19 protein-coding genes and 2 pseudogenes are annotated in these 19,593 nt (G+C 64.9%); 15 read left to right on the top strand and 6 right to left on the bottom strand.

Annotated features, from left to right (window positions below; genetic code table 11):
* The coding region (locus ACFYOW_RS08970) for an RNA polymerase subunit sigma-70 (protein ID WP_387285925.1) at positions 1 to 1,115 on the bottom strand (1,115 nt) is incomplete at its 3' end.
* A 73-nt stretch (positions 1,116 to 1,188) separates the two neighbouring features.
* Between ACFYOW_RS08970 and ACFYOW_RS08965 the strand changes: the two genes are divergently transcribed.
* Positions 1,189 to 1,491: a VOC family protein gene (locus ACFYOW_RS08965; RefSeq protein ID WP_387285923.1), complete on the top strand. Its 303-nt coding sequence runs from the start codon at positions 1,189 to 1,191 to the stop codon at positions 1,489 to 1,491.
* 86 nt (positions 1,492 to 1,577) lie between these two features.
* On the opposite strand, the gene ACFYOW_RS08960 is transcribed toward ACFYOW_RS08965, so the two are convergent.
* The gene (locus tag ACFYOW_RS08960) at positions 1,578 to 2,009 is read right to left on the bottom strand and encodes a hypothetical protein (RefSeq protein WP_387285921.1); all 432 of its coding nucleotides are present in this window, start codon (positions 2,007 to 2,009) and stop codon (positions 1,578 to 1,580) included.
* A gap of 1,873 nt (positions 2,010 to 3,882) precedes the next feature.
* A complete protein-coding gene (locus ACFYOW_RS08955; protein ID WP_387285919.1) occupies positions 3,883 to 4,425 on the bottom strand; it encodes a hypothetical protein in 543 nt (180 codons plus the stop codon).
* A gap of 1,781 nt (positions 4,426 to 6,206) precedes the next feature.
* On the opposite strand from ACFYOW_RS08955, the gene ACFYOW_RS08950 reads away from it, so the two are divergent.
* The 10 genes from ACFYOW_RS08950 (at position 6,207) to ACFYOW_RS08905 (ending at position 13,247) form a co-directional block, all read left to right on the top strand.
* Positions 6,207 to 6,791: an ESX secretion-associated protein EspG gene (locus ACFYOW_RS08950; RefSeq protein ID WP_387286093.1), complete on the top strand. Its 585-nt coding sequence runs from the start codon at positions 6,207 to 6,209 to the stop codon at positions 6,789 to 6,791.
* A 435-nt stretch (positions 6,792 to 7,226) separates the two neighbouring features.
* Positions 7,227 to 7,454 (top strand): hypothetical protein, encoded by a 228-nt coding sequence (locus ACFYOW_RS08945; RefSeq protein ID WP_387285917.1) that lies wholly within the window; start codon positions 7,227 to 7,229, stop codon positions 7,452 to 7,454.
* A 112-nt stretch (positions 7,455 to 7,566) separates the two neighbouring features.
* Positions 7,567 to 7,914, top strand: coding sequence for a hypothetical protein (locus ACFYOW_RS08940; protein WP_387285915.1), 348 nt, complete (start codon positions 7,567 to 7,569; stop codon positions 7,912 to 7,914).
* The gene (locus ACFYOW_RS08935) at positions 7,907 to 8,242 is read left to right on the top strand and encodes a YbaB/EbfC family nucleoid-associated protein (RefSeq protein ID WP_387285913.1); all 336 of its coding nucleotides are present in this window, start codon (positions 7,907 to 7,909) and stop codon (positions 8,240 to 8,242) included. Before ACFYOW_RS08940 ends, ACFYOW_RS08935 begins: the two co-directional genes overlap by 8 nt.
* 40 nt (positions 8,243 to 8,282) lie before the next feature.
* Complete coding sequence (locus ACFYOW_RS08930; RefSeq protein WP_387285911.1) at positions 8,283 to 8,852, top strand: hypothetical protein; 570 nt, start codon at positions 8,283 to 8,285, stop codon at positions 8,850 to 8,852.
* Positions 8,849 to 10,129, top strand: a complete 1,281-nt coding sequence (locus ACFYOW_RS08925; RefSeq protein ID WP_387285910.1) for a hypothetical protein — start codon at positions 8,849 to 8,851, stop codon at positions 10,127 to 10,129. Before ACFYOW_RS08930 ends, ACFYOW_RS08925 begins: the two co-directional genes overlap by 4 nt.
* Positions 10,130 to 10,186: 57 nt before the next feature.
* A complete protein-coding gene (locus ACFYOW_RS08920) occupies positions 10,187 to 10,468 on the top strand; it encodes a PE domain-containing protein (protein ID WP_387285908.1) in 282 nt (93 codons plus the stop codon).
* Positions 10,469 to 10,485: 17 nt separating this feature from the next.
* Positions 10,486 to 11,478 carry a PPE domain-containing protein gene (locus ACFYOW_RS08915; RefSeq protein WP_387285906.1) on the top strand — a complete coding sequence of 331 codons (993 nt, stop codon included), beginning with the start codon at positions 10,486 to 10,488 and terminating at the stop codon, positions 11,476 to 11,478.
* Positions 11,475 to 11,834, top strand: coding sequence for an ESX secretion-associated protein EspG (locus ACFYOW_RS08910; protein ID WP_387285904.1), 360 nt, complete (start codon positions 11,475 to 11,477; stop codon positions 11,832 to 11,834). The genes ACFYOW_RS08915 and ACFYOW_RS08910 overlap by 4 nt, the downstream gene beginning before the upstream one ends.
* Before the next feature lie 189 nt (positions 11,835 to 12,023).
* Complete coding sequence (locus ACFYOW_RS08905) at positions 12,024 to 13,247, top strand: IS110 family transposase (protein ID WP_387285902.1); 1,224 nt, start codon at positions 12,024 to 12,026, stop codon at positions 13,245 to 13,247.
* A gap of 23 nt (positions 13,248 to 13,270) precedes the next feature.
* On the opposite strand, the pseudogene ACFYOW_RS08900 reads toward ACFYOW_RS08905, so the two are convergent.
* Positions 13,271 to 13,517, bottom strand: a pseudogene (locus ACFYOW_RS08900) (transposase); the annotation flags it as partial.
* A 1,240-nt stretch (positions 13,518 to 14,757) separates the two neighbouring features.
* Here ACFYOW_RS08900 and ACFYOW_RS08895 point away from each other — a divergent pair.
* Positions 14,758 to 14,868, top strand: a complete 111-nt coding sequence (locus ACFYOW_RS08895; RefSeq protein WP_387285900.1) for a DUF397 domain-containing protein — start codon at positions 14,758 to 14,760, stop codon at positions 14,866 to 14,868.
* Between the two features lie 85 nt (positions 14,869 to 14,953).
* Here ACFYOW_RS08895 and ACFYOW_RS08890 read toward each other — a convergent pair whose 3' ends face one another.
* Both ACFYOW_RS08890 and ACFYOW_RS08885 read right to left on the bottom strand, forming a co-directional pair.
* Positions 14,954 to 15,124 carry an integrase core domain-containing protein gene (locus ACFYOW_RS08890; RefSeq protein ID WP_387285899.1) on the bottom strand — a complete coding sequence of 57 codons (171 nt, stop codon included), beginning with the start codon at positions 15,122 to 15,124 and terminating at the stop codon, positions 14,954 to 14,956.
* Positions 15,121 to 15,426, bottom strand: coding sequence for a hypothetical protein (locus ACFYOW_RS08885; protein WP_387285897.1), 306 nt, complete (start codon positions 15,424 to 15,426; stop codon positions 15,121 to 15,123). Before ACFYOW_RS08885 ends, ACFYOW_RS08890 begins: the two co-directional genes overlap by 4 nt.
* A gap of 318 nt (positions 15,427 to 15,744) precedes the next feature.
* Between ACFYOW_RS08885 and ACFYOW_RS08880 the strand changes: the two are divergent.
* The 3 genes and pseudogenes from ACFYOW_RS08880 (at position 15,745) to ACFYOW_RS08870 (ending at position 19,509) form a co-directional block, all read left to right on the top strand.
* Positions 15,745 to 17,107, top strand: a pseudogene (locus tag ACFYOW_RS08880) (ISNCY family transposase).
* A gap of 189 nt (positions 17,108 to 17,296) precedes the next feature.
* Positions 17,297 to 17,419 carry a hypothetical protein gene (locus ACFYOW_RS08875; protein ID WP_387285895.1) on the top strand — a complete coding sequence of 41 codons (123 nt, stop codon included), beginning with the start codon at positions 17,297 to 17,299 and terminating at the stop codon, positions 17,417 to 17,419.
* Positions 17,420 to 17,448: 29 nt separating this feature from the next.
* Positions 17,449 to 19,509, top strand: coding sequence for an ArnT family glycosyltransferase (locus tag ACFYOW_RS08870; RefSeq protein ID WP_387285894.1), 2,061 nt, complete (start codon positions 17,449 to 17,451; stop codon positions 19,507 to 19,509).
* Positions 19,510 to 19,593: the final 84 nt, after the last annotated feature.

Here is a 19,593-nt window from a genome sequence, read left to right as displayed (position 1 = left end):
CCAACCCACCCGCCCTTCCGGTCGAAATCTCTGCCTAGGCGTGGCCGCCTCGGTAGGGACGGGAAAGGCGAAAGAGTCTGATACTCGTGCTCGAAGCAACACTTCCAGGTGCCTGTCGAATGTCCACTCGTCCTGCTGATTGCCGGGCTCGAACGCGCCAAGTGGCCACGACGTCGACCAAGGCGACCACCACCGGATTTTCCCGCCCACCAGGTGCGACCCGCCAGGGCCGCCGCGATGCTGATTGGGATGTGTCGCCAGGAGCCACACCGGGTCAGCGGCACTTGCAGGGCGAAGTCGGTGACAGCGTCGAGCCCCGGATACCAGTGCGGTCGCGGCGGCATCGACCAGGTGACGTCCTCGGTGAGCAAGGCAACCAGGGCGTCGGCGTCACCCTGTTCTAGTGCGGCGCAGTATGCGGCAACGATCTGCTGTAGCTGCTGATCGCCGATCTGTCTGAGGGTCTGCTGCTGAGAGGGCGAGGGTACCTTCTCCGCGAGGATCCTGCGGGCTCGCGCCAGCGCGGAGTTCATCGACGTTGTACTTGTATCCATCGTGTGTGCGATCTCAGCGGCGGAGAAGCCGAGGACGTCGAACAGCAGCAGCGCCGCCCCTTGGTTTCCTGGCAGATGCTGCAGCGCGGCGACGAACGCGAGCTCCACGGTTTCCCGCTGCTCGTAGGCCGCTTCCGGGCCGGCGCTGAGGCCGGCATCCCGATACGGGCCCAACCATGCGACATCGTTCAACGGGTCACGGGTGAGGACGGCGCGGTCGCTGGACGGTCCTAGGTCGACGGGCAGAGCCCGCTTGCCCCGCGCGTCGGCGGAGTCCAGACAGGTACGGGTGGACACCGTGTAGAGCCACGAGCGTAACGAGCTGCGGCCCTCGAACTGTGAGAATACCCGCCAGGCGCGGATAAGCGCTTCCTGCAAGGCATCCTCGGCGTCGTGCGTAGAGCCAAGCATTCGGTAGCAGTGCGCGTGCAGCTCTCGCCGCAGCGGTCCCACGAGGCGCGTGAACGCCGCATGGTCTCCGTCGCGAGCACGGGCCAGGTCCGGGTCGCGATCGCTCTCCGTTGCGGCCTCCAAGGCCTCAGCGGAAACAACTTTCCTCACAAGCGACGATTTTGCCCAATAACCACAGTCATACCCTCGCCGACATCCCTACCCCGGCTTGAGGAGAGTTCTCATGACATCCAACGGAAAGCACCATGCACCCTCGTGGTTCGACATCTCCACACCTGACTCCCCGCGCGCGCAACGCTTCTACCAGGAGGTTTTCGGTTGGCCGGTGAACGCCCTCGACGACACCTACTCGCCGGTGGGTGCGCCCGACGGCCCCGGGACAGGCGGGATCGGACAAGCGGGTCCGGACAGCCCGTACACCGGGATCGTCGTCTATTTCCCTGTCGACGACGTCGACCGCGCTCTGGAGCGGGCAGAACAACCGAGCGCAAGGTCGCATATGGCGCGTCCGTCCTCGTGGTCGTAGCGATCGAAGGCCATGAGTCCGGCCGTGTGGCTGAGGAATCCCACCGCCGAGCGGAGTCCACCTTGACCCTCGGTGTGGCGTTGGCGTCAAGCAGACGAATCGGATAGCGCAGCTGCGTGAAAACGGCTTCGCGCACGAGGCCACGCCCGTTCGGCGTCCCAGGAGCTGATCTGCGGGTCGACATTGAACGGGCCAAGACGTCCTCTATGAACCAGCCCAGGCTCTGGGGCGGCGCCGTTGATTAGCCGTATTAGCCGCGGTTTCAGTCCTTTGCGGCGAGATCCCTTGCCGTGACAGACATTCAGCTTGCTGAAGCGGCCCAGTTCCCACCAGACGTCGTCCAGGTCGAGCATGTGGGCCTCGTTGATCCGCGGGCCGACATCGGCGGCCAGCCGCGCGATGGGGTAGTTGTGGACCATCGGGACGAACTTGCGACATGTCGCCAATTCCTCGCGCCATCCAGTGAACAGTTGCGCGATCTCCTCGGCAGTCGGTGGAATACGCAGCTGCGGATCCACCGACGCCCGCGGAAGGTTGATCTCGTCCAGAGGGTATTCCACGACCGGCCGGTGAGATTGTGCAGCTCGATCTTGTGCAGCTCAAGGAAGTGGCTGAATGCCGTCAGCACAGCGGCGTGGCCGTCCGCGTAGACGGTTTCGCCTCCCTCAGCACTTTCCGAAATATGTGTCGATGTCGGAGGGCTGCATCTCCCACAACGGCTGGGTGAACCAATCTCGAACCAGCTCAAGATGATCCACATAGCCAAGGCAGGAGACGAACCTGCCACGCCTCGGTCAGGCCGTGCTGGAAATTGCTGGCAGCACCGCATCCGAACACATCCTGTACAACGTCCGCGACGTTGACAACACTGCTGTCGTCGACGCTGGCTGCCGATGGACAGCAGGATTTGCGGTCACCTGATTGCCCATCACTTCGCTGCCGCGCGGAATTCGACGACCTCGGCCTGTTGACTCTTGTGGTCAGCAGCACTTGAACACCTAATGCTGTCCGATGCAGCGGATTTCAAGGAAGTCGTGAGTCAGCGCGACCACCACTACTGGATGAATCGTGCGATCGACCTCGCTAATCAGCGCCCGTCGCTAAGGGTGCATTCTCGGTCGGCGCGGTCATCGTGGTCGACGGAGCGGAGGTTGCGACCGGCTACTCCCATGAGACCGGCCCGAAGGTGCACACCGAGGAATCAGCGCTCAACAAGCTCGACGCGAACGATCCCTGCTGACGCGGGCCACCATCTTCAGCATCCTGGAGCCCGGTTCCGAGTGTGCGACCAAGGCAGGCGTCTTACACCGATCGCGTCTTGCAGGCAGGTATCCCGCAAGTCGTCATCGCCTGGCGTGAGCCGTCGACGCTCGTTAAGGACTGTGTTGGCGTCGAGAAACTGGAGCAGCGGGGCGTTACCGTTATTGAGCTTCCCGAGCTGGCAGATGCGGCGATGTCGATGAATCGTCATCTCCAACAAGTAGGCCAACTGCCCACAGTGGCCGCGCGAAGGCGTTCCCGCTGTGCATCCTGAGTGCCGCTCTGCGCGAGTCGGCAAATCTGACCGAGGTCCGTCGTCACTGCCCGTGGATCCGGCCGGACGTAGCGGTGGATCACTTGCGCGAAACTGGCTAACTCGCCGCGCCGATCAATCACTAAAGCGGCATGATCGGTAGCGGTGCGGGGTGTCGTGGGCAGCGGGACTTGGATGGGCTGAATGTTGTTGTTTTATAGCAAGTTCGGTGAGGCCGATCGTCATTGATCAAGGGGAATGGGTAGCGGCGAGTCGCCGCGTTGTGGGACCTCTTGCAGCGTCCTCAACGAGAGTTTCTGACAGCGCCCAATCAGTTTCGTTGGAGCTGGTCGACTAGTGCAGACCTACACAAGGTCGACTCGGGTTTCTCGATGGCCGATCACGAAATGCCTGCGTACCGCGGGCGCCGGACCTGATGTCGGCGGGTTCGAGTTCGCCTCGGTGGTGCGCCTGATCTGGAGAACGCCGGGCTTAGTCCTCGACGGTGGGTGATAGCGGCCGATGTCGTCGACAATCCGACCACCCGCGTTATATGCGACCCCAGCCCAAATCATGGAGCGAGGACCCTTTCCTTGTGCAGTTAGTTTTTCCGCGAACGTCCGGCACGAATCCAGCACCGGGCAGCTGAGGCAGGTGCTGATGGCTGTACGCCAGGCTTTTTTCGAACCAACGTCGAGATCCCAGTTGTCCGGTTGCGCCGCGCAGGGCGGTTGCGGGGTTGGTAGCGCGGAGTCTGTTGGTGTGATGGGAAAACCTAGCATCGCAATTCTCAGTTCATGGAAGCTTTTGCAAATGCTATGAACGAGGCGAAGGCCGAAACATCCGCGAACATACGTAAATTCGCCGGCTGGCGCCGGTCAACCCGAGGTCGCGGCGCTTCCCATGCTTGGGAACAGGAGAGCCGCGGTCTCGCCGGATGTACCGTTTCGCACGTGTGCGAGCCGAATCTTCCAGCGGCGGATAGCGCGACCTTGTCCGTGGTCGCGATCATCAGCCCGGAACACAAGGAATGCCCCTACTCGGCCGAGATCGTCCTCGGCCGCGGGTGCTGAAACGGCGGCGATGCTATGGCCAAGAACAACCCTGTCGACCAGATCGGAAATCAGTGGGCGCAGCTCGCCGAGAAGGCGGGTAGCGGAGAGATCCGGTTCGACCCCAAGGTCGCCGCCACCGTGGCGGCGAAGATCATCGCGGCTCTCGAACAGGTGGCAAACGTCGAGAGGCAAGCCTCCGCAGATGGATTCGCCCTGCAAACGGGCTCCTTCGGAATGCTGCCGTACGAGGCGGGCGATCGGCAATCCGGTGACTATCAGGGTGGCGGGCCGAGCCCCGGCGAGCAAACGCGGCAGGTCTACACCACCCTTGCCTCGGGCACCTTGAAGGACGGTCTGCTCAGCCATGCGAAGGTGCTCAACGAGATGTTAGATACCTATCTCAATATCGCCAAGATGTACCCCTCCACCGACAGCACCTCGGCAGCGATCTTCGACTTCGACGATGCCGCGAAACGGCAGGCGGCGCTGCTGAATCCGTCGGCCACGACGGCCCCCCGACGCGGTTACGTTGGACACGACTGTGCCCACCGAAAGCCTGACGCAAGACCCTCCTGCGGGTCCGAAGGCCAATTCGCACGACTACGCCGACCGCATGGACCACGCCCAGATGGTGGCGGCGACCCGGCCCACATACTACGGCGGCAAGAGCGACAACAAGGCCGTCACGCCGTTGGACGCCACCCAGCTGAGTTATCACGATCTGTATTACCTCGGCCAAACAATGGACCCGCAAGCCACGCGCTCGACAGCGGGATTCTGGTCGCAGATGGCAGGGCAGCTGTATTCGCGCTTCGCGGACTTGAAGTCGGTGCTGAGCGACCAGAATGTCAGACAAGCGTGGGACGGTGCGGGCTATTCGGGGGCCGTCAAATCGATGTCCACCTACGGCGAGCAGCTCGATACACTGACCGGCGGTATGTACGGTGCGCACGACATGCTGATGCACGTGGCAAGCTGGATGAACGTCGTGAAGCCGCAGTTGCCGCAGGATCCGGTTCCGCCGGAAGACCAGGGGGTCTCCGGCGGCGAGATACAGGCTCTGAGCTATGGGGACACCCGTCCCTACCTCGATGCCTACGAGAATGGTTACGCGCCGAACGTCGTCACTGACCCGTCGTCATATGTGCCACATATCCCGCCTGCCGCGCCGGTTACCTACGCCGCCGCGAAAGATTCGAGCCCTTCGGGCCCGCCTGGACAAGCCGTCGGCGGCTTGAACACCAGCGGTCCCCGAATCGGCATGCTGCCGGATACCGGGCCCAGCATGACCGAGCTGCAGAATTCCGGGTTGTCGGATTGGAATCAAATCCCGCTTGATCCCGGGGATCCTTATGGCCGGCAGTCGCGCGAGTCTATATACCCCGGGATAGACCCGAATCGGACAACGCCAGGTGACAAATCCGGTGATCCGAGCGGATCGCCCTACTCCACCAATCCCGCCGGGAATCCCGGCGGGAACCCATTGAGTCAGGCGGAAAACGCGCTGGGGCAGGCGAATTCGGCGGCACAGCGAGGACCGCAGCCCAATTCGCCGACAGCGAGCGGTTTGGCGAATCTGGCGAACGCCCAGAAGGCGGGGGTGGGCAAGCCGAAAACCGGCGCGCTCGGTGGCGGGGGAGGGGGAGGCGGCGCCGGAATCAAGGCCGCCGAGTTGGCGAAAGAGGCGGCGCAGGAAGCCAAGTTGTTTCCACGAGCCGCGGCCGAAGCCGAGAAGGACGTGCTTGCCGCGCGGGCAGGCATGGCACCGCAAGGCGGGTACGGGGGCGGCTATCCGGGCGGCGGCATGGGTGGCGCCAGACCGTCGGGAGAGGGCAAGGATAGGAAGCGCGCTGAGTACCTGTCGTCGAAGCGGTATCTGGCGGAAGCATTCGGCAAGCCGCCAGCGGCCGCGAAACCGGTTGTTGAACAAATGACACTCGATACGGCCCGAAAATGGCAATGTGGCGATCTGGAGTTCCTGGAGCGGTGGCGGGCACGCACGGGTGACCGGTTTCCGCCGCCGTTGACCTTTCGGACCTCGATCGTGAGCCCGGACGAGTTGAACCGGCAACGCGCGCAGGCGCGCGAGCGTATGCGGAGATGCCCGGACCCGGCGTTGGACGACGTGATCGACAGCATCGCCCGCCCTGACATCCGGGTCACCGCACACGCCCTCGGCGGACCCACTGGACACGTCACGGTGCCTGCGCATCCTCGCGACCCGGCGCGGCAGCAATGGCTACATCGTCACCCAGCGTTTGGGCGAAAGCATCTGGCACGCTACGGGATACACGATCACCGAGTTCCCGGCGACAACGTTGGCCGACGTGGTAGTCGGGCACCTGCCGAAGGTCGAGCGGGGCCGCCATGCGGAGATCGACCTTTCACCGGTGGTGAGCATGAACGACATCGACCACTCCTACCGTCGGCCAGTGGCGACCGACTCCGTCGACGACTACGGCAGCGACACCGAGCGCGCCCGCGCGTTCGGTGAAGCGCAGGTGGATTCCCGTGGCCTGATCGAAATAGCGCAGGGCATCTCGAAATTCGGCCCACGCGGCCTGCTCCGGCTCCGGCTCGGCTGGCGTGACCTCGTCGGCGACGGCCGCTACGCATTGCTCGACGACACCCCTCCGCGCGCAGTCGCCGTCGACGTGCCCCGCCTGACCGCCCTCATCAATACCCGGATCATCACGGTGATCGAGACGATAAAGGACGAGAACCATGGCTAACGGCGGCGGCAGTACCGACGGCACCCTCCCGAGCACCCGTGCCACGGCGGACGACACCAGCTATGTCGACACGTCGAGCGCCCCGACGACGAGCCCGTCGAACCCGTGGACCGGCCTGACGGCCCAGGGTAAGAGCCAGCCCCAGACGCTCACGATGGCCCACGATTCCGCCATGGCCTGCGCAAAAGCGGCGGACAAAGCCCTGAGCCGTATCAGGGGCATCGAGTCGGCGACGAACCTGCTGTATCTGCGTGCATCGATGGGGGAGTATCCCATACGGACTATTCGTTCGGTCGGTCGGTCGCCGCCGAGTCGTCGGACGCGGATGAGTACGACACCGTCGCGGAGCGCTCCGAGGCATTCCGCAGCGCCACCGCCACCACGATCGGCCAGATCGAAATCCTCCAGGGCAGTTCGCGTTTCGGGCCGCGTGGGGTGTCGCACCGCACGCTGGAGTGGCGGGACCTGGTCGATGATGGCCGGTATTTGATGGATGACAATGGCACCGTCGCGGTTCCGGTCGACCGGGACCGGTTGCGCGCCATGGTCGACACCGATATCGGCATGGTCATCGGCGCGATCGAAGACGAGACGGGAGTTAGGGGGAGCCTGTACTTGCCGGCCGACACGCGACGATTCCCGGTCACTGAAGAATCGTGGTAACCAGCCCGCATCGCTCGTGACGTGCCTCGCAGAGCAAATTCTCAGGATTGGGAACATCAGGCGATATCGGTAAAAGCCTGTCGTACCTTCGCTTTTGAAGGGCAGGTGTGAGATGTCAGCCTCGGAACTGGGACTCCTCGTCGGTACCGCCGAATCCGCCGGAGGCGGGATCTCGGTGGAGACAACGGAATTGGGATTGCCACTGTCGGTGGTTGTACACCGAGCCGAGCTACGACGCGATCCGGCCGATTTGGCGGCCGAGATTGTTCGGCTGTGTCGTCAATCGGCGAATCGTGCGCGGCTGGCGCGGCGGGCGGAACTGGCGGAGGCCGGTGTGGTGCACGACGTGCTGAATCGGATGGGCCTGCCCACCGCGGACGGGCTCGCGCTGGCCGAGTTGGTAGAGGAGACCGAGTACGAGTACGCCCCGTGGAGTTGGCTGAGGAACGGTCGTGACTGAAGCGAATTTCGGCTATTTGACGGATGTTTCGGTCGCATTGGACGCGTTACGGTCGCATGCCGAGCGAATGCTGGAGCTGAGCGAGCGGATATGCGCCATCCAGGTGGAGGAGACGTCACCCGACGGCGCGGCAACTGTAATTGTGGATGGTGAGGGCAGATTGGTGGATATTCGTCTCGCCCATGGCATTTCCCGTTTAACACCGACCGAGTTCGGGCAGTGCCTCGTGGACACCTCGCGTGCCGCCGCGCGTCGTGCTGTGGAGAAACAGGCCGCTCTGGTGGCGGCATTCAACAACACCGACGCGGATTCCTCCGACTCCTCCTAGAACCCTCATGCCACGTGGCGTTGACCTAAAGGACAATCAGATGAATCAAGTAGCGGTCATTCCCGAGGCTTTCCACGCGCATGGGGACATCAACAGCGCGACCCAGGGGAGCATGGTGACGGTTGCGGGCATGGTGGACCAGGTCACCGCCATCCAAGCCGCCTCCGCGGTGTTCGGGCCGATCGCGGCGGACTTCCTCGCCGCCTTCGCGGTAGCGCAAGCCAACCACACGCAGGCGGTGGCCGAACTCGCGAACGTGCATGCCGCCACGGATGTGACATCGCATGCGGCGGCCCCCAACTACGAATTGGCCGACGCTGGCTCCGCCGCGGGTTTCGATGGGCTCGCCTCGCCCGACAGCGTGCCGGCGTTCGGCACCGACGATGGCGCGACGCCCACCTCCGCACCGGAGAACGACGCCAATCCGGATGTCGCGGAGCAGCCTCCGGGGCACGAAATGTCGCAGGGGGCTGCGCCGGGGTCGGGCGGAGTGTCGCCGGTCCGGGTGCCGCCCCGGCCGATTTCCGTCGCCGCAGCAGCTGAGCACACCGTCGCGCAGCCGTTCCCCGCTGCGGTCAGATCGGCGACGACTGGTTCGGCGACGATATGAATCCGCCACCCCTCGGCGTGCACCCTGCTCCCGCGCCACTGCACCCTGATGTGTTGGACGTATTGCGGCACACCGGAATCGGGCCACCGGGGAATAGCCAGTCGTTGGATCAGATCCTCGCTGGCCTAGGATTGCCGCCGCTGCCGGACTTTCCGCCGCTGCCGCAGTTGCCAGGACTGCCGCCGCTGCCACCGCTCAACCCGGCCGCGTTGATGCGGCCGATCACAGACATGCTCGGGAACTTCGGTACCGGCAATCTCGGGATGGGGCCGATCAACCCGGTCCAGTTCTTCTCGCAGGTCGTCAACGATCTAACCCAGGTGATGGCCCTGGGGTCGACGGCGATCAGCGCGTTGTCAGCGTTGCAGGGTGCGGGTACCCAAGCGGCGTTGGCGAAAGCGTCGCAGGCACAAGACAATGCGGGTGCCGTTACACAGCAAGCGGGACAAATCCATTCTCTGCTGGTGGCTGGTGCGGCTGCGGTTCAGACTGGTAATGCCGAATTGGCCGCCATCGCTACGAAATTGGCCGCCGAGATCGCCGTCGCCGCGGCGACACCAGGCGGACAGGCATTCATCGCAGCGGCCACGGCCGAGGCAGCGACCGAAGCGGCGGCGGTGGTGGCGCAGGTGCGCGCCGAATTGAGCGCGCTGACCAGTCAGATGACGGTGGCAGGACGGCCGGTGCCGATCACGGCCCCGCCGAACCCTGCGCTCGCGCAGCTGCAGAATGCCGCCGAACAGGTTCCTCAAATGCTGGAACAGGTCGCGCAACCGGTGACACAGTTGCTGCGCCAAGGTGAGAAGGCCATCGAGCAGCAGGTTCGCTTGCGTCCGGAGTATCACGGGTCTTTCGCCGAAGCCAGAGCGCACGAGACCGGTACCGGCGCGATAGGCGCGGTCGCACCGATGGCGTTCGCCTCTCCCGGCGGCGGTCCGGTCGGCGTCGCACGTATGCCGCTGCAGCAGGTCGTGATCGAGACGCCGGTCGGACCGCCCACTGAGGCGGTCGTGCGGGCAAGCGAGAGCGATGCGGCCGCGGGCGCGGAACTGTCGGCTGAGGAGTCGGTCGCGACGCGGGCAGGCACACCGATGATGCCGATGGGCGCGGCTCTCGGCGCGCGCGCCGCCGAGACCTCGGTGCCAGCCCGGGAGTACCTGGTGAGCGCCGAGCACGGCGATGAAGTCGTCGGCGAGCTCGGGGATGTCGCGACGCCGGTGGTCGGCGGCGCGGCGGCGCGCCCGGCGGATTCACCGGACAAGGCATTGACGCTGTAGCCCCGTACCCAGCACGACGAGGAAGAAGTCATGAACTGACACGTCGAATTCGATTCGGTGGCGGCCGACCGGGTTGCCACGCGGCTGGACGCATTGGCCGACAGGCTCGATCACACGTTGAGCGGAACGTATGGCGCGCTCTCGCCTGCCCCGGCCGGGGCGGACGCAGTGTCGGCCCGCGCCGCGAAGACCTTCGAGGACGTCGGCGACGGCTTTCGACAGACCTATGCCGGTGGCGTGTACGAGGTGCGAAAGCTGGCCGCGCAGATGCGCTTTCATGCGCAGTCCTTCCGTAGCGTGGACGCGCTCAACGTGACGTTGTTCGACGGATTGTGCTGAGCGGACGGGAGACGGCGATGGTCGAGCCGAACGGCTTGACCGGGCGAATCTGGGAGGCCACGCCCGCTGACCAGCTTGTGCGCGATCTGGTCACAGGACCCAGGGCGCTGCCTATGTCCGATGTGGGCATGGCCTTCGGTCAATTGTCGGCGGCACTCGCCGAGGCAGCGGTGGAGTATCACGCGATCCTGGGCGAGCTCGGCAGCGCGTGGCGGTCGGCAGACAGCGATGCGGGGGTGCAGCGACTCGCGGCGTTGCGGAACTGGATGGTGGAGGCCGCCGAAGCCGCCGCGACCAATGCAGCGCGTGCGGAGGCGCAGGCCATCGCGTACACCATGGCGGCTGCCGCGATGCCGGGAGAGGCAGAGCAGGCCCTGTGGCAGGCGTTGAAAGATATGACGGCCCAGGGTGTCCCGCTGGGCGGACCGTTGGTGGGCGCGGCCCTGTCTATCGAGGACCAGGCCCACGTGGCGAAAGCGCGTGCCGCGCAAGTCATGCAAGATTACGAGGCAGCGACAGAGCCGGTCGCCCAGCCTTCGACACCGCCCCCGGCGCCCGTGCTCACCAGCGAGGCCGCACTAGTGGCCGAGAAACAGCACGCGGTGCCGCCCTCGCCGATGACCCGCCCAGGTCCGGCACCGCTCGCGTCAGCTGGATACCGCGGTCCGTCGGTATTGCCCGCGCTGCAGACGATGGTGCCCACACCCGCCGCAGCGCTGGGTGAGATTGCGCTCGTCGACGAGCAGATCGTCACCGATCAGCAGGTTATCGAAACTAGAGCTCCGGGAATGCAGGTCACGCAGGCACCGAGGGTACCGGGAGCAATGGCACCCACGGCCACTGCGGAGGCGGACGAATACACCCCCGCACGCCCTGCGGCGGGGCCGGGCGAGGGCGCGGAGTTCGACGCTTTGGCTCCGGACGCAGGGTGGGCTGCCACGCCACCTGTGCTCGGTGGCACCTCCGCACCCCAGGCGCGGACGATCGGCGCGGGGGCGGAGCAGATATGACAACGATGACCGAAGACGCTCTCACGGCTGTGGTAAGCCTGCTCCAGATTCCCACTCTGCCGATAGTATTGGCGCTCGAGCCGCGCCACGAGACGATCGTGGCGGCCCGGGCCGCCCACGAGGAAGCGCTCAGTACGTTGCGGGAGCGTGGTCTCGTGGACGAATACGGCGATGTGGCAACCGATCTGGCATCGGCGTTGTTCACCCTCGCGCAACCGGACCGGCAGCTGGTCGCCCGGTCATTCGGGCAATCGGGAATTCGGCGCGTGTGCTTAGCGCGACGTGGCGGCAATCATGCCCTGGCCGTTCGCGACGGCGACGATGTCGATATCCGGGAAATGTGGGCCAGTGGGTGAGCACTCTTTGCCCCCAGGACGATGAGTCCTGAAAAAAGATCGTGCCCCCGCTGGTCGACCGGGAGGATGGATCGCTGATGGGATGTCGTGCCCGCTGACTGGGCGTGAGCACTGTTTCATTAGGGCGCCGAAAGTTCTCCCGAACGCTGCCGCTGCAACGACATCGGTTGAGGGACAGGAGAATTCACGGTGCTTTTCGTCGGAGACGACTGGGCCGAAGACCACCACGACGTCGAGCTGATGGACCCGGCCGGGCGCAGGCTCACCAAGGCCCGGCTGCCCGAGGGAGTGGCCGGGATCGCTCGCTTGCATGTGATGATCGCCGAGCACCTCGGCGACGACACCGAGCCCGGCGAGGTTGTGATCGGAATCGAGACCGATCGGGGCCCGTGGGTGGCAGCGCTGATCGCCGCGGGTTACTCGGTGTATGCGGTCAACCCGTTGCAGGCGGCCCGTTATCGAGAGCGGCATGCGGTGTCCGGGGCCAAGAGCGACCCGGCCGATGCGCATGTGCTGGCCGATATGGTGCGCACCGACTCCCACCAGCTGCGTCCGGTCGCCGCGGACGGCGCGCAGGTTGAGGCGTTGAAAGTTGTTGCCCGCGTGCACAAGACATTGATCTGGGAACGCACCCGGACCGTGCAGCGACTGCGGCACGGGCTGCGTGAATACTTCCCCGCCGCGTTGGAGGCGTTCGGGGATCTGACCGCCACCGACAACCTCGAATTGCTCGGCAAGGCACCGGAGCCGGTGTCGGTGGCCCGGTTGTCGCTCAACCAGATCCGGGCCGCGCTCCGTCGCGCCCGACGCCGAGACGTCGAGGTGAAAGCCGCCCGTATCCAGACGACGCTGCGGGCTGAACAGCTGCGCCGAGATGTGGTGATCGACACCGCATATGCCGCCACCACGCGGGCGTTGGTGACTGTGCTGATCACCCTCAGCGAACAGATCGCTGTGCTGCACGGGCAGGTAGAGGCCCATTTTCATCGGCACCCGGTTGCTGAGATCGTCCTGTCCCAACCTGGGATGGGCGCGATTCTCGGTGCCCGGGTGCTCGCCGAATTCGGGGACGCCCGCAGCCGCTATGCCTCGGCGAAAGCACGCAAGAACTACGCCGGCACCAGCCCGATCACCCGCGCCTCCGGCAAGAAGAAAATCGTCGCCGCCCGGTTCGTGCACAACGACCGGCTCATCGACGCCCTCATCCACCAAGCCTTCAGCGCCCTGACCGTCTCACCCGGTGCCCGCGCCTACTACGACAAACATCGCGCCCGCGGCCTGGACCACCACCCCGCCCTGCGCCAACTCGCCAACCGCCTCGTCGGCATCCTGCACGGATGCCTCAAAACCCACACCACCTACGACGAAGCCACCGCCTGGTCTGCGCACGTCGAAAAAGCCGCTGCTGCTTGACATTCAAGCTCCTGGGATGTATTTTTGACTCGCACCGACGCTGTGTCGATCACCGCCCGCGACCAGTCGATCAAGCCCTGGCTAGCCAGCTGCTCCAGGACCACGCGCGGTGTAATCGCCGCCATTCACCGGCCTCGGTACAGACGGTGAATCGGCGATGCACCGTCGGGACAGTGGCCCCGAACGATGGCCGCAGCATCCGCCACGCACAACCGCTGGTCAGCACGAACACCACCGCGCGGTGAACACGGCCCGCTCATCGACCGGCGCTTCGGCCGGCGGTGAGTTGCGGTCTTCAACCAAGGGTGCGGTGTTCTGTCCGCTCGCTGTCGAGGGTCCATGGTGTCTGTGAGCGTCCTCGTGCGTGTCACTTCGTGGCACGTTGTGTCGCCCGATAGCACCCTCCTCTGGGTGGTCTGGATCGATAGCGGTGACGATGAACGGCAATTCCGCTCGGTGTCCGATGACGGGCACGGCGATCTGTCGTGCCTCCCTCTCGACTATCCCCAAGCAGCCGCGACCTCGGCAGGTCCAGGAGGCATCGCCACCTTTCAGCGTGGGCACACAAGACGGCATAGACCATCGCTTTGGCCCCTGTTCTCGCAGGCTACTTTCGTTGGAATCGGCATGAATCCGGCAATGCCCCCTGAGTCTTCCGTGAGTTTCCGTATAAATGCGGATATTTCGGCGCTGTCCGTCGGCGTAAGGTGCGGTCGTATCTCAATTTGGTGATACATACTTTCAGATACCGGAGGTAAAATATGGCGAGCGGGAAATCAGTTGCAGCTTCTTTGGCTGCCGCCGCGATCTTGGCGAGTGGCGGAGTGGTGTTAGGGTCAGGTACCGCGGCCGCATCCTCGTACAATGGTGCGTGCGGCGCCGGGTATTCGGTAATCGATCATCACGATCTCGATGGCGGGACCATTTTCCTCACGTTTAAGAACGGCTGGAACTGTGTTGTGACAGTCAGAAATCAGCCCGGTGCGGCCATCCATATGATGGCGGAAATCGAACGCAATACTGATTCCAACACTCTTCAAATCGACGAAGGGAATTACACTACATACGCGGGTCCGGTCTTCATCTATGCTCCGCAGACATGCGTTACCTGGGGAGGGCAAATTCAGCCACCCCCTCCCTATCAGGGTGGCAATGCTTGGTGGCAAGTCGGTGGGCACTGTGGCTGACATACGACCGACGAGCGGACCAAGCCACGTGGTGGGCACCGTTCAGTGAGGTTCTGCCGAACTGGTTGAAGGCGTTCGTCCGTCTCGAATGCAACCAGTACGGCCGGTGATGTGGGTCTCGACAGCGATTTCACACTCCTGAACTTCGACGAAGCGATGAGTATCGGGTACATCGAGTATCAGACCTACGTTCAGGTTCAGGACCGGGTCGCGATGTATAAAATGATTGCAGATCGACTCCGATTTCTGGCTTTGCTTGTTGAGGATCCTCCGAGGGAATCCGCGGGCGCCTGGATCGTCTCGAGCGAGCGTAGGAGTATGGAATGAGTTCCCAGGACCGCCTGGTGTGGCGGAACTCGAGTTACAGCGGAACCAACAGTGGCCAGTGTGTCGAAGTCGCTAATCGTCGATCCACCGATGCAATCTGGCTGTAGAGGTGTGTCGAAACGAAGTACCTATGACCGGTCCCCGATGACGGATCAACCCGATTCTTGAGTCCGTGTTGTTCTCGATCTAATTTCAGTTGATGCTGCAGGCCACTGGGCGGTCGGTGTGGCTGCAGCTGGCAGCGTACTCGGCCGGGGTCAGGTAGCCCAGCGCCGAATGCCGGTGCCGACAGTTGTGATCGTCTTTGAAGTCGCCGATCACCACCCGGCCCTCGAGCAAGCTCGTCCAGTGGTTACGGTTCAAGCATTCGGGCGTAGCCGCCGGTTGAACGACTCGACAAAGCCGTTGTTCCATGGCGTTCCGGCGGAAGGTAGACTATCCCGACACTGTCGGCGCAGAACTGTTGCACCCGCGGCGGCCCGCTGTGCGCGGTGAAACGCCTTTTCCAGCTTGGCGACGAGCCGCTCGGCGGTGATCGAGCGTTTCACCAGGTGCAGCAGTGACTCGCGAGTGTGCTCGTCGATCTTCGACGCGATCTTCACCGCCCGCCCGTCGACGGTGGAGTCGAACTGGAAGTCCAACGCCCACACCACCTTCGGGCGCATCCGCGTCAACCAGCGGCGCAGTCGAGCAGCCAGCCCGCTTACGCGGATGATGAGCGCGCACCTGCAAGCCTTCCTCCCGCCAGAGCCGGTGCACCCGCTTCTTGTCCACCTGCAAGCCCTCGTCGAACGCAGCGTCGCCCACGCACGGCGGAACCCGTGCCCTTGATGTTTCGTGGCGTAGGTTCAGGGCGAGTAGCTACTTGCCCCTGAAAAAGTTTGACGAGTAGCTGGCGTCTGTTCTCTGTAATTGACTGCGGCAGTTTGTGTTTCGCTGCGATAATGACGTCGTTGTCGTTGTCGTGGAGGTTGAGCCGGTCGATGTTGCGGGTCGCGGATCAGCAGATCTCGTTGTGGGATGTGGTGTTGCCGCCGGAGATGGTCCGGCTTCCCGATGAGTTGGCTCGCATCGACGCCTACCTCGACGACGAACGGTTTGTCGCGCCGTGGCGTGGGATGTTCGATGCCCGCTTGGGGCGGCCGTCGGTGCCGGTCGACATGTTGCTGAGGCTGCTGTATCTCAAGCACCGCTACCAGTTCGGATACGAGACGCTGTGCCGGGAGGTGGCCGATTCGATCACGTGGCGGCGGTTCTGCCGGATCCCGATGGAAGCCCGTGTGCCGAATCCGACCACACTGGTGAAGCTGGTCAGGCGGGCCGGGCCGGAGGTGTTCGAGCAGCTCAATACCGCGTTGGTGGGCAAACTGACCGAGGACAAGGTGCTGCGGGCCCGCAAGCTGCGCATCGACACCACGGTGGTGGAAGCCGACATCGATCACCCCACCGACGCCGACCTGCTCGACCACGGCGTCCGCAAGCTGGGCGGGCTGGTGCGGCGAATCAAGGCGGCCGGTGCGGCGCAGCGGACCGCGTTCCGCGACCGCAGCCGCTCGGCAGGGCGGCGGATCAAGCAGATCAGCCGCACGCTGCGCCGCCGGACCGGCCAGGCGCTGGGCGAGATCGACCGGCTCACCGGCGAAATCGCCGACATCGCGACCGCCACTGTCACCGAGGTGGCCGCGGTGACACGCCTACCGGATGCTGGGTCGTCGCCCGTCTCGGCGACTGCAGCGGCTGATCACCGAACTGGAGGACACCGTCGCCGGCACCGAGCGACTGCTCGCCCAGACCGCGCAGCGGCTGGCGGGCAACCGCGTCATCCCCGACCGGATGGTGTCGCTGGCCGACCCGGACGCACGCCCGATCCGCAAGGGCAAGCCCCAGCACCCGACCCAGTTCGGCTACACCACACTAATCGTTGAAGACGACCGCGGTTTCATTCCGTTCCACCAGGTCAACAAGGGCAACCCCAACGACGCGCGGCAACTGTTTCCCGCTGTCGAGCAGGTCGTCGCGGCTACTGGCCGCGTCCCGGCCACAGTGGTCGGCGACCGCGGCTTCGGCACCGCCGCAAACGACAAAGCCCTGGCAGAACTCGGGGTACGACACATCGGCCTGCAACGCAGCGGCACCCTCAGCAAGACCCGCAGTGAACACGAACGCACCCGAGCCTTCCGACGAATGCGTAACTGGCGCATCGGCGTAGAAGCCCGAATCAGCCACCTCAAACGAGGATTCGGACTGCGCCGCAGCCGCATGCGCCGCCTCACCGGGGCCCGGACCTGGATCGGGCTGGGCATCTTCGCCTACAACCTCCAGCGGATGACCGTGATCACCCGGTGAACACACCCCGCGGCCGACGCGGGTCCGAAACCACCGGACTCGAAACCCAACCCCGGACTCGCCAAGCCCTCCGACCGACTATTTCAGGGGCAAGTAGCTATGACAGACGACGGGGCGGACTGGGATAGGGCGTGAGTCAGCCCACCCCAGCTCATGCAACCACTTCATCAGCGCCCAGATCATGGCGGGATGCGTGGATCCGGGAGCGGCGGCAGCCAGGCCGCCGGCGAAGTCGCGGCCTGGGTCCAGGCCAACTTCACCGCCCAGACGATCGACGGCGTCACGGTCTACGACCTCACCGTCACCCACTGACCACTTTGAGTAAACGAGAGGGACGCGAGATGACCATGACCGAAGCGGCGTCCGTGCGGCACGCCGAATCAGCGGGTCCGCGGCACGCGGGCGCGCACCGGAAACGATCGACCCGTTGGCTGTTCGGCCCACCCGATCAGCCACGCTGGGCTCGCCCCGGATTGTGGACTCTGCTGGCGGCCACCGCCGTCCTCTACCTGTGGGGACTGAGTAAATCCGGTTGGGGCAACGACTTCTACGCGGCCGCGGTCCAGGCGGGCACGCAGAGCTGGAAGGCGCTGCTGTTCGGTTCGCTGGATTCGGGCAACGCCATCACCGTGGACAAGCCGCCCGCATCGCTGTGGGTGATGGGCTTGTCCGGCAGGCTGCTCGGTTTCAGCTCGTTCTCCATGCTGCTGCCGCAGGCACTGATGGGGGTGGCGTCGGTCGGTCTGGTGTACGCCGCGGTGCGCCGGTGGAGCGGCCCGGCGGCCGGATTGCTCGCGGGTGTGGCGCTGGCCGTGACTCCCGTTGCGGCACTGATGTTCCGGTTCAACAACCCGGACGCACTGCTGGTGCTGCTGCTCGTCGTCGCCGCGTATTGCACGGTCCGCGCCACCGAGCGTGGCAGCGGCCGCTGGCTCGCATTGGCCGGTGTGGCAGTGGGATTCGGCTTCCTCACCAAGATGATGCAGGCCTTCCTGGTACTGCCCGCGCTCGGACTGGTGTTCCTGGTCGCCGCACCGATCGGTTTCTGGCGTCGTATCGCCAAGCTGCTCGGCGCTTTTGTCGCAATGGTGATTTCGGGTGGCTGGTTGGTCGCCCTGGTCAGCCTGTGGCCGGCTGATTCGCGCCCGTACATCGGCGGCTCGACCGACAACAGCCTGCTCGACCTCGCGCTCGGCTACAACGGTCTCGGCCGTGTGCTCGGCGGCGAAGGCAACGGCGGCGGTGGTGGCGGTGGCGGTGGCAACACCGGCTTCGGCGGCAGCACCGGGATCACCCGATTGTTCGGCGATTCGATGGGCACCGAAATCTCCTGGCTGCTGCCCGCGGCCTTGATCGGTCTGGTGGCCGGTCTGTGGTTCACCCGGCGCACACCGCGGACCGGACGCACGCGCGCGGGCCTGATGCTGTGGGGCGGTTGGCTGCTCGTCACCGGCGTCGTATTCAGCTACATGCAGGGCACAATGCACCCGTACTACACCGTCGCCCTCGCCCCGGCGATCGCGGCGCTGATCGGTATCGCGGTGGTCGAATTGTGGCGCGGCCGCCAATTCGTCACGGCGCGTATCGCACTCGCGGCCATCTCCGCCTCGACCGGTATCTGGAACTTCATCCTGCTCGATCGCACACCCGACTGGTACCCGGCACTGCGCTGGATCGTGCTGATCGGTTCGATCCTTATCGCGGCCATCGTCGCGGTCGGCGCACACCAGCTCGGCAGGTTCACCGCCGTCGTCGCCATCGCCGGGCTGCTGTTCGGCCTCGCGGGAACGACCGCGTACGCGATCGAAACCGCGGCGACCGCCCATTCCGGTTCCATTCCGACCTCCGGCCCGGCTGTCGCGGGCAAGGGGATGGGAATGGGCGGACCGGGTGATGGCGGAGCGTCCCCCGACGGTTTCGGCGAATCAGAAACCGCCGCACCGTCATTCGATGGCGCGGCACCCGGACAAGCGGGTACCGAGCAGCCGGGGACCGAACAGGCAGGGACCGAAGCGACCGCCAACCGTGACGGCGGCGGACCGGGCGGCTCGAATTCGTCCAACACCGAACTGCAGCAGTTGGTACGCAATACCGACACCCGCTGGGCCGCAGCGGCGGTGGGCTCGCAGTCGGCGAGCGGCCTCGAATTGTCCACCGGCGCTTCGATCATGGCGATCGGCGGTTTCACCGGCAGCGATAATTCGCCGACACTGGCGCAATTCCAGCAGTACGTCGCCAACGGCGATATCGCCTACTTCATCGCGGGCGGCGGCATGGGCGGTGGCCCCGGCGGGGGATCCAACAGCAGCGCAAGCGAAATCACCGCATGGGTCAAGGCGCACTACACCGCCATCACGGTCGGCGGCGCAACGGTCTACGACCTGACCCAGCCCACCTCCTGACTACCCCAACCGCGGCGCGCCTGCCAGCAGGCGCGCCCCTTTCGGTATCCACGCTCCGGCTGCTCGCCGAGCGTAGTGATGTGG

Origin of the sequence: Nocardia sp. NPDC006982 (genome assembly GCF_042869435.1) — a bacterium.
Taxonomy (GTDB): Bacteria; Actinomycetota; Actinomycetes; order Mycobacteriales; family Mycobacteriaceae; genus Nocardia.
Note: the sequence above shows the minus strand (reverse complement) of the source record. Positions and strands in the feature narration are given on the sequence as shown.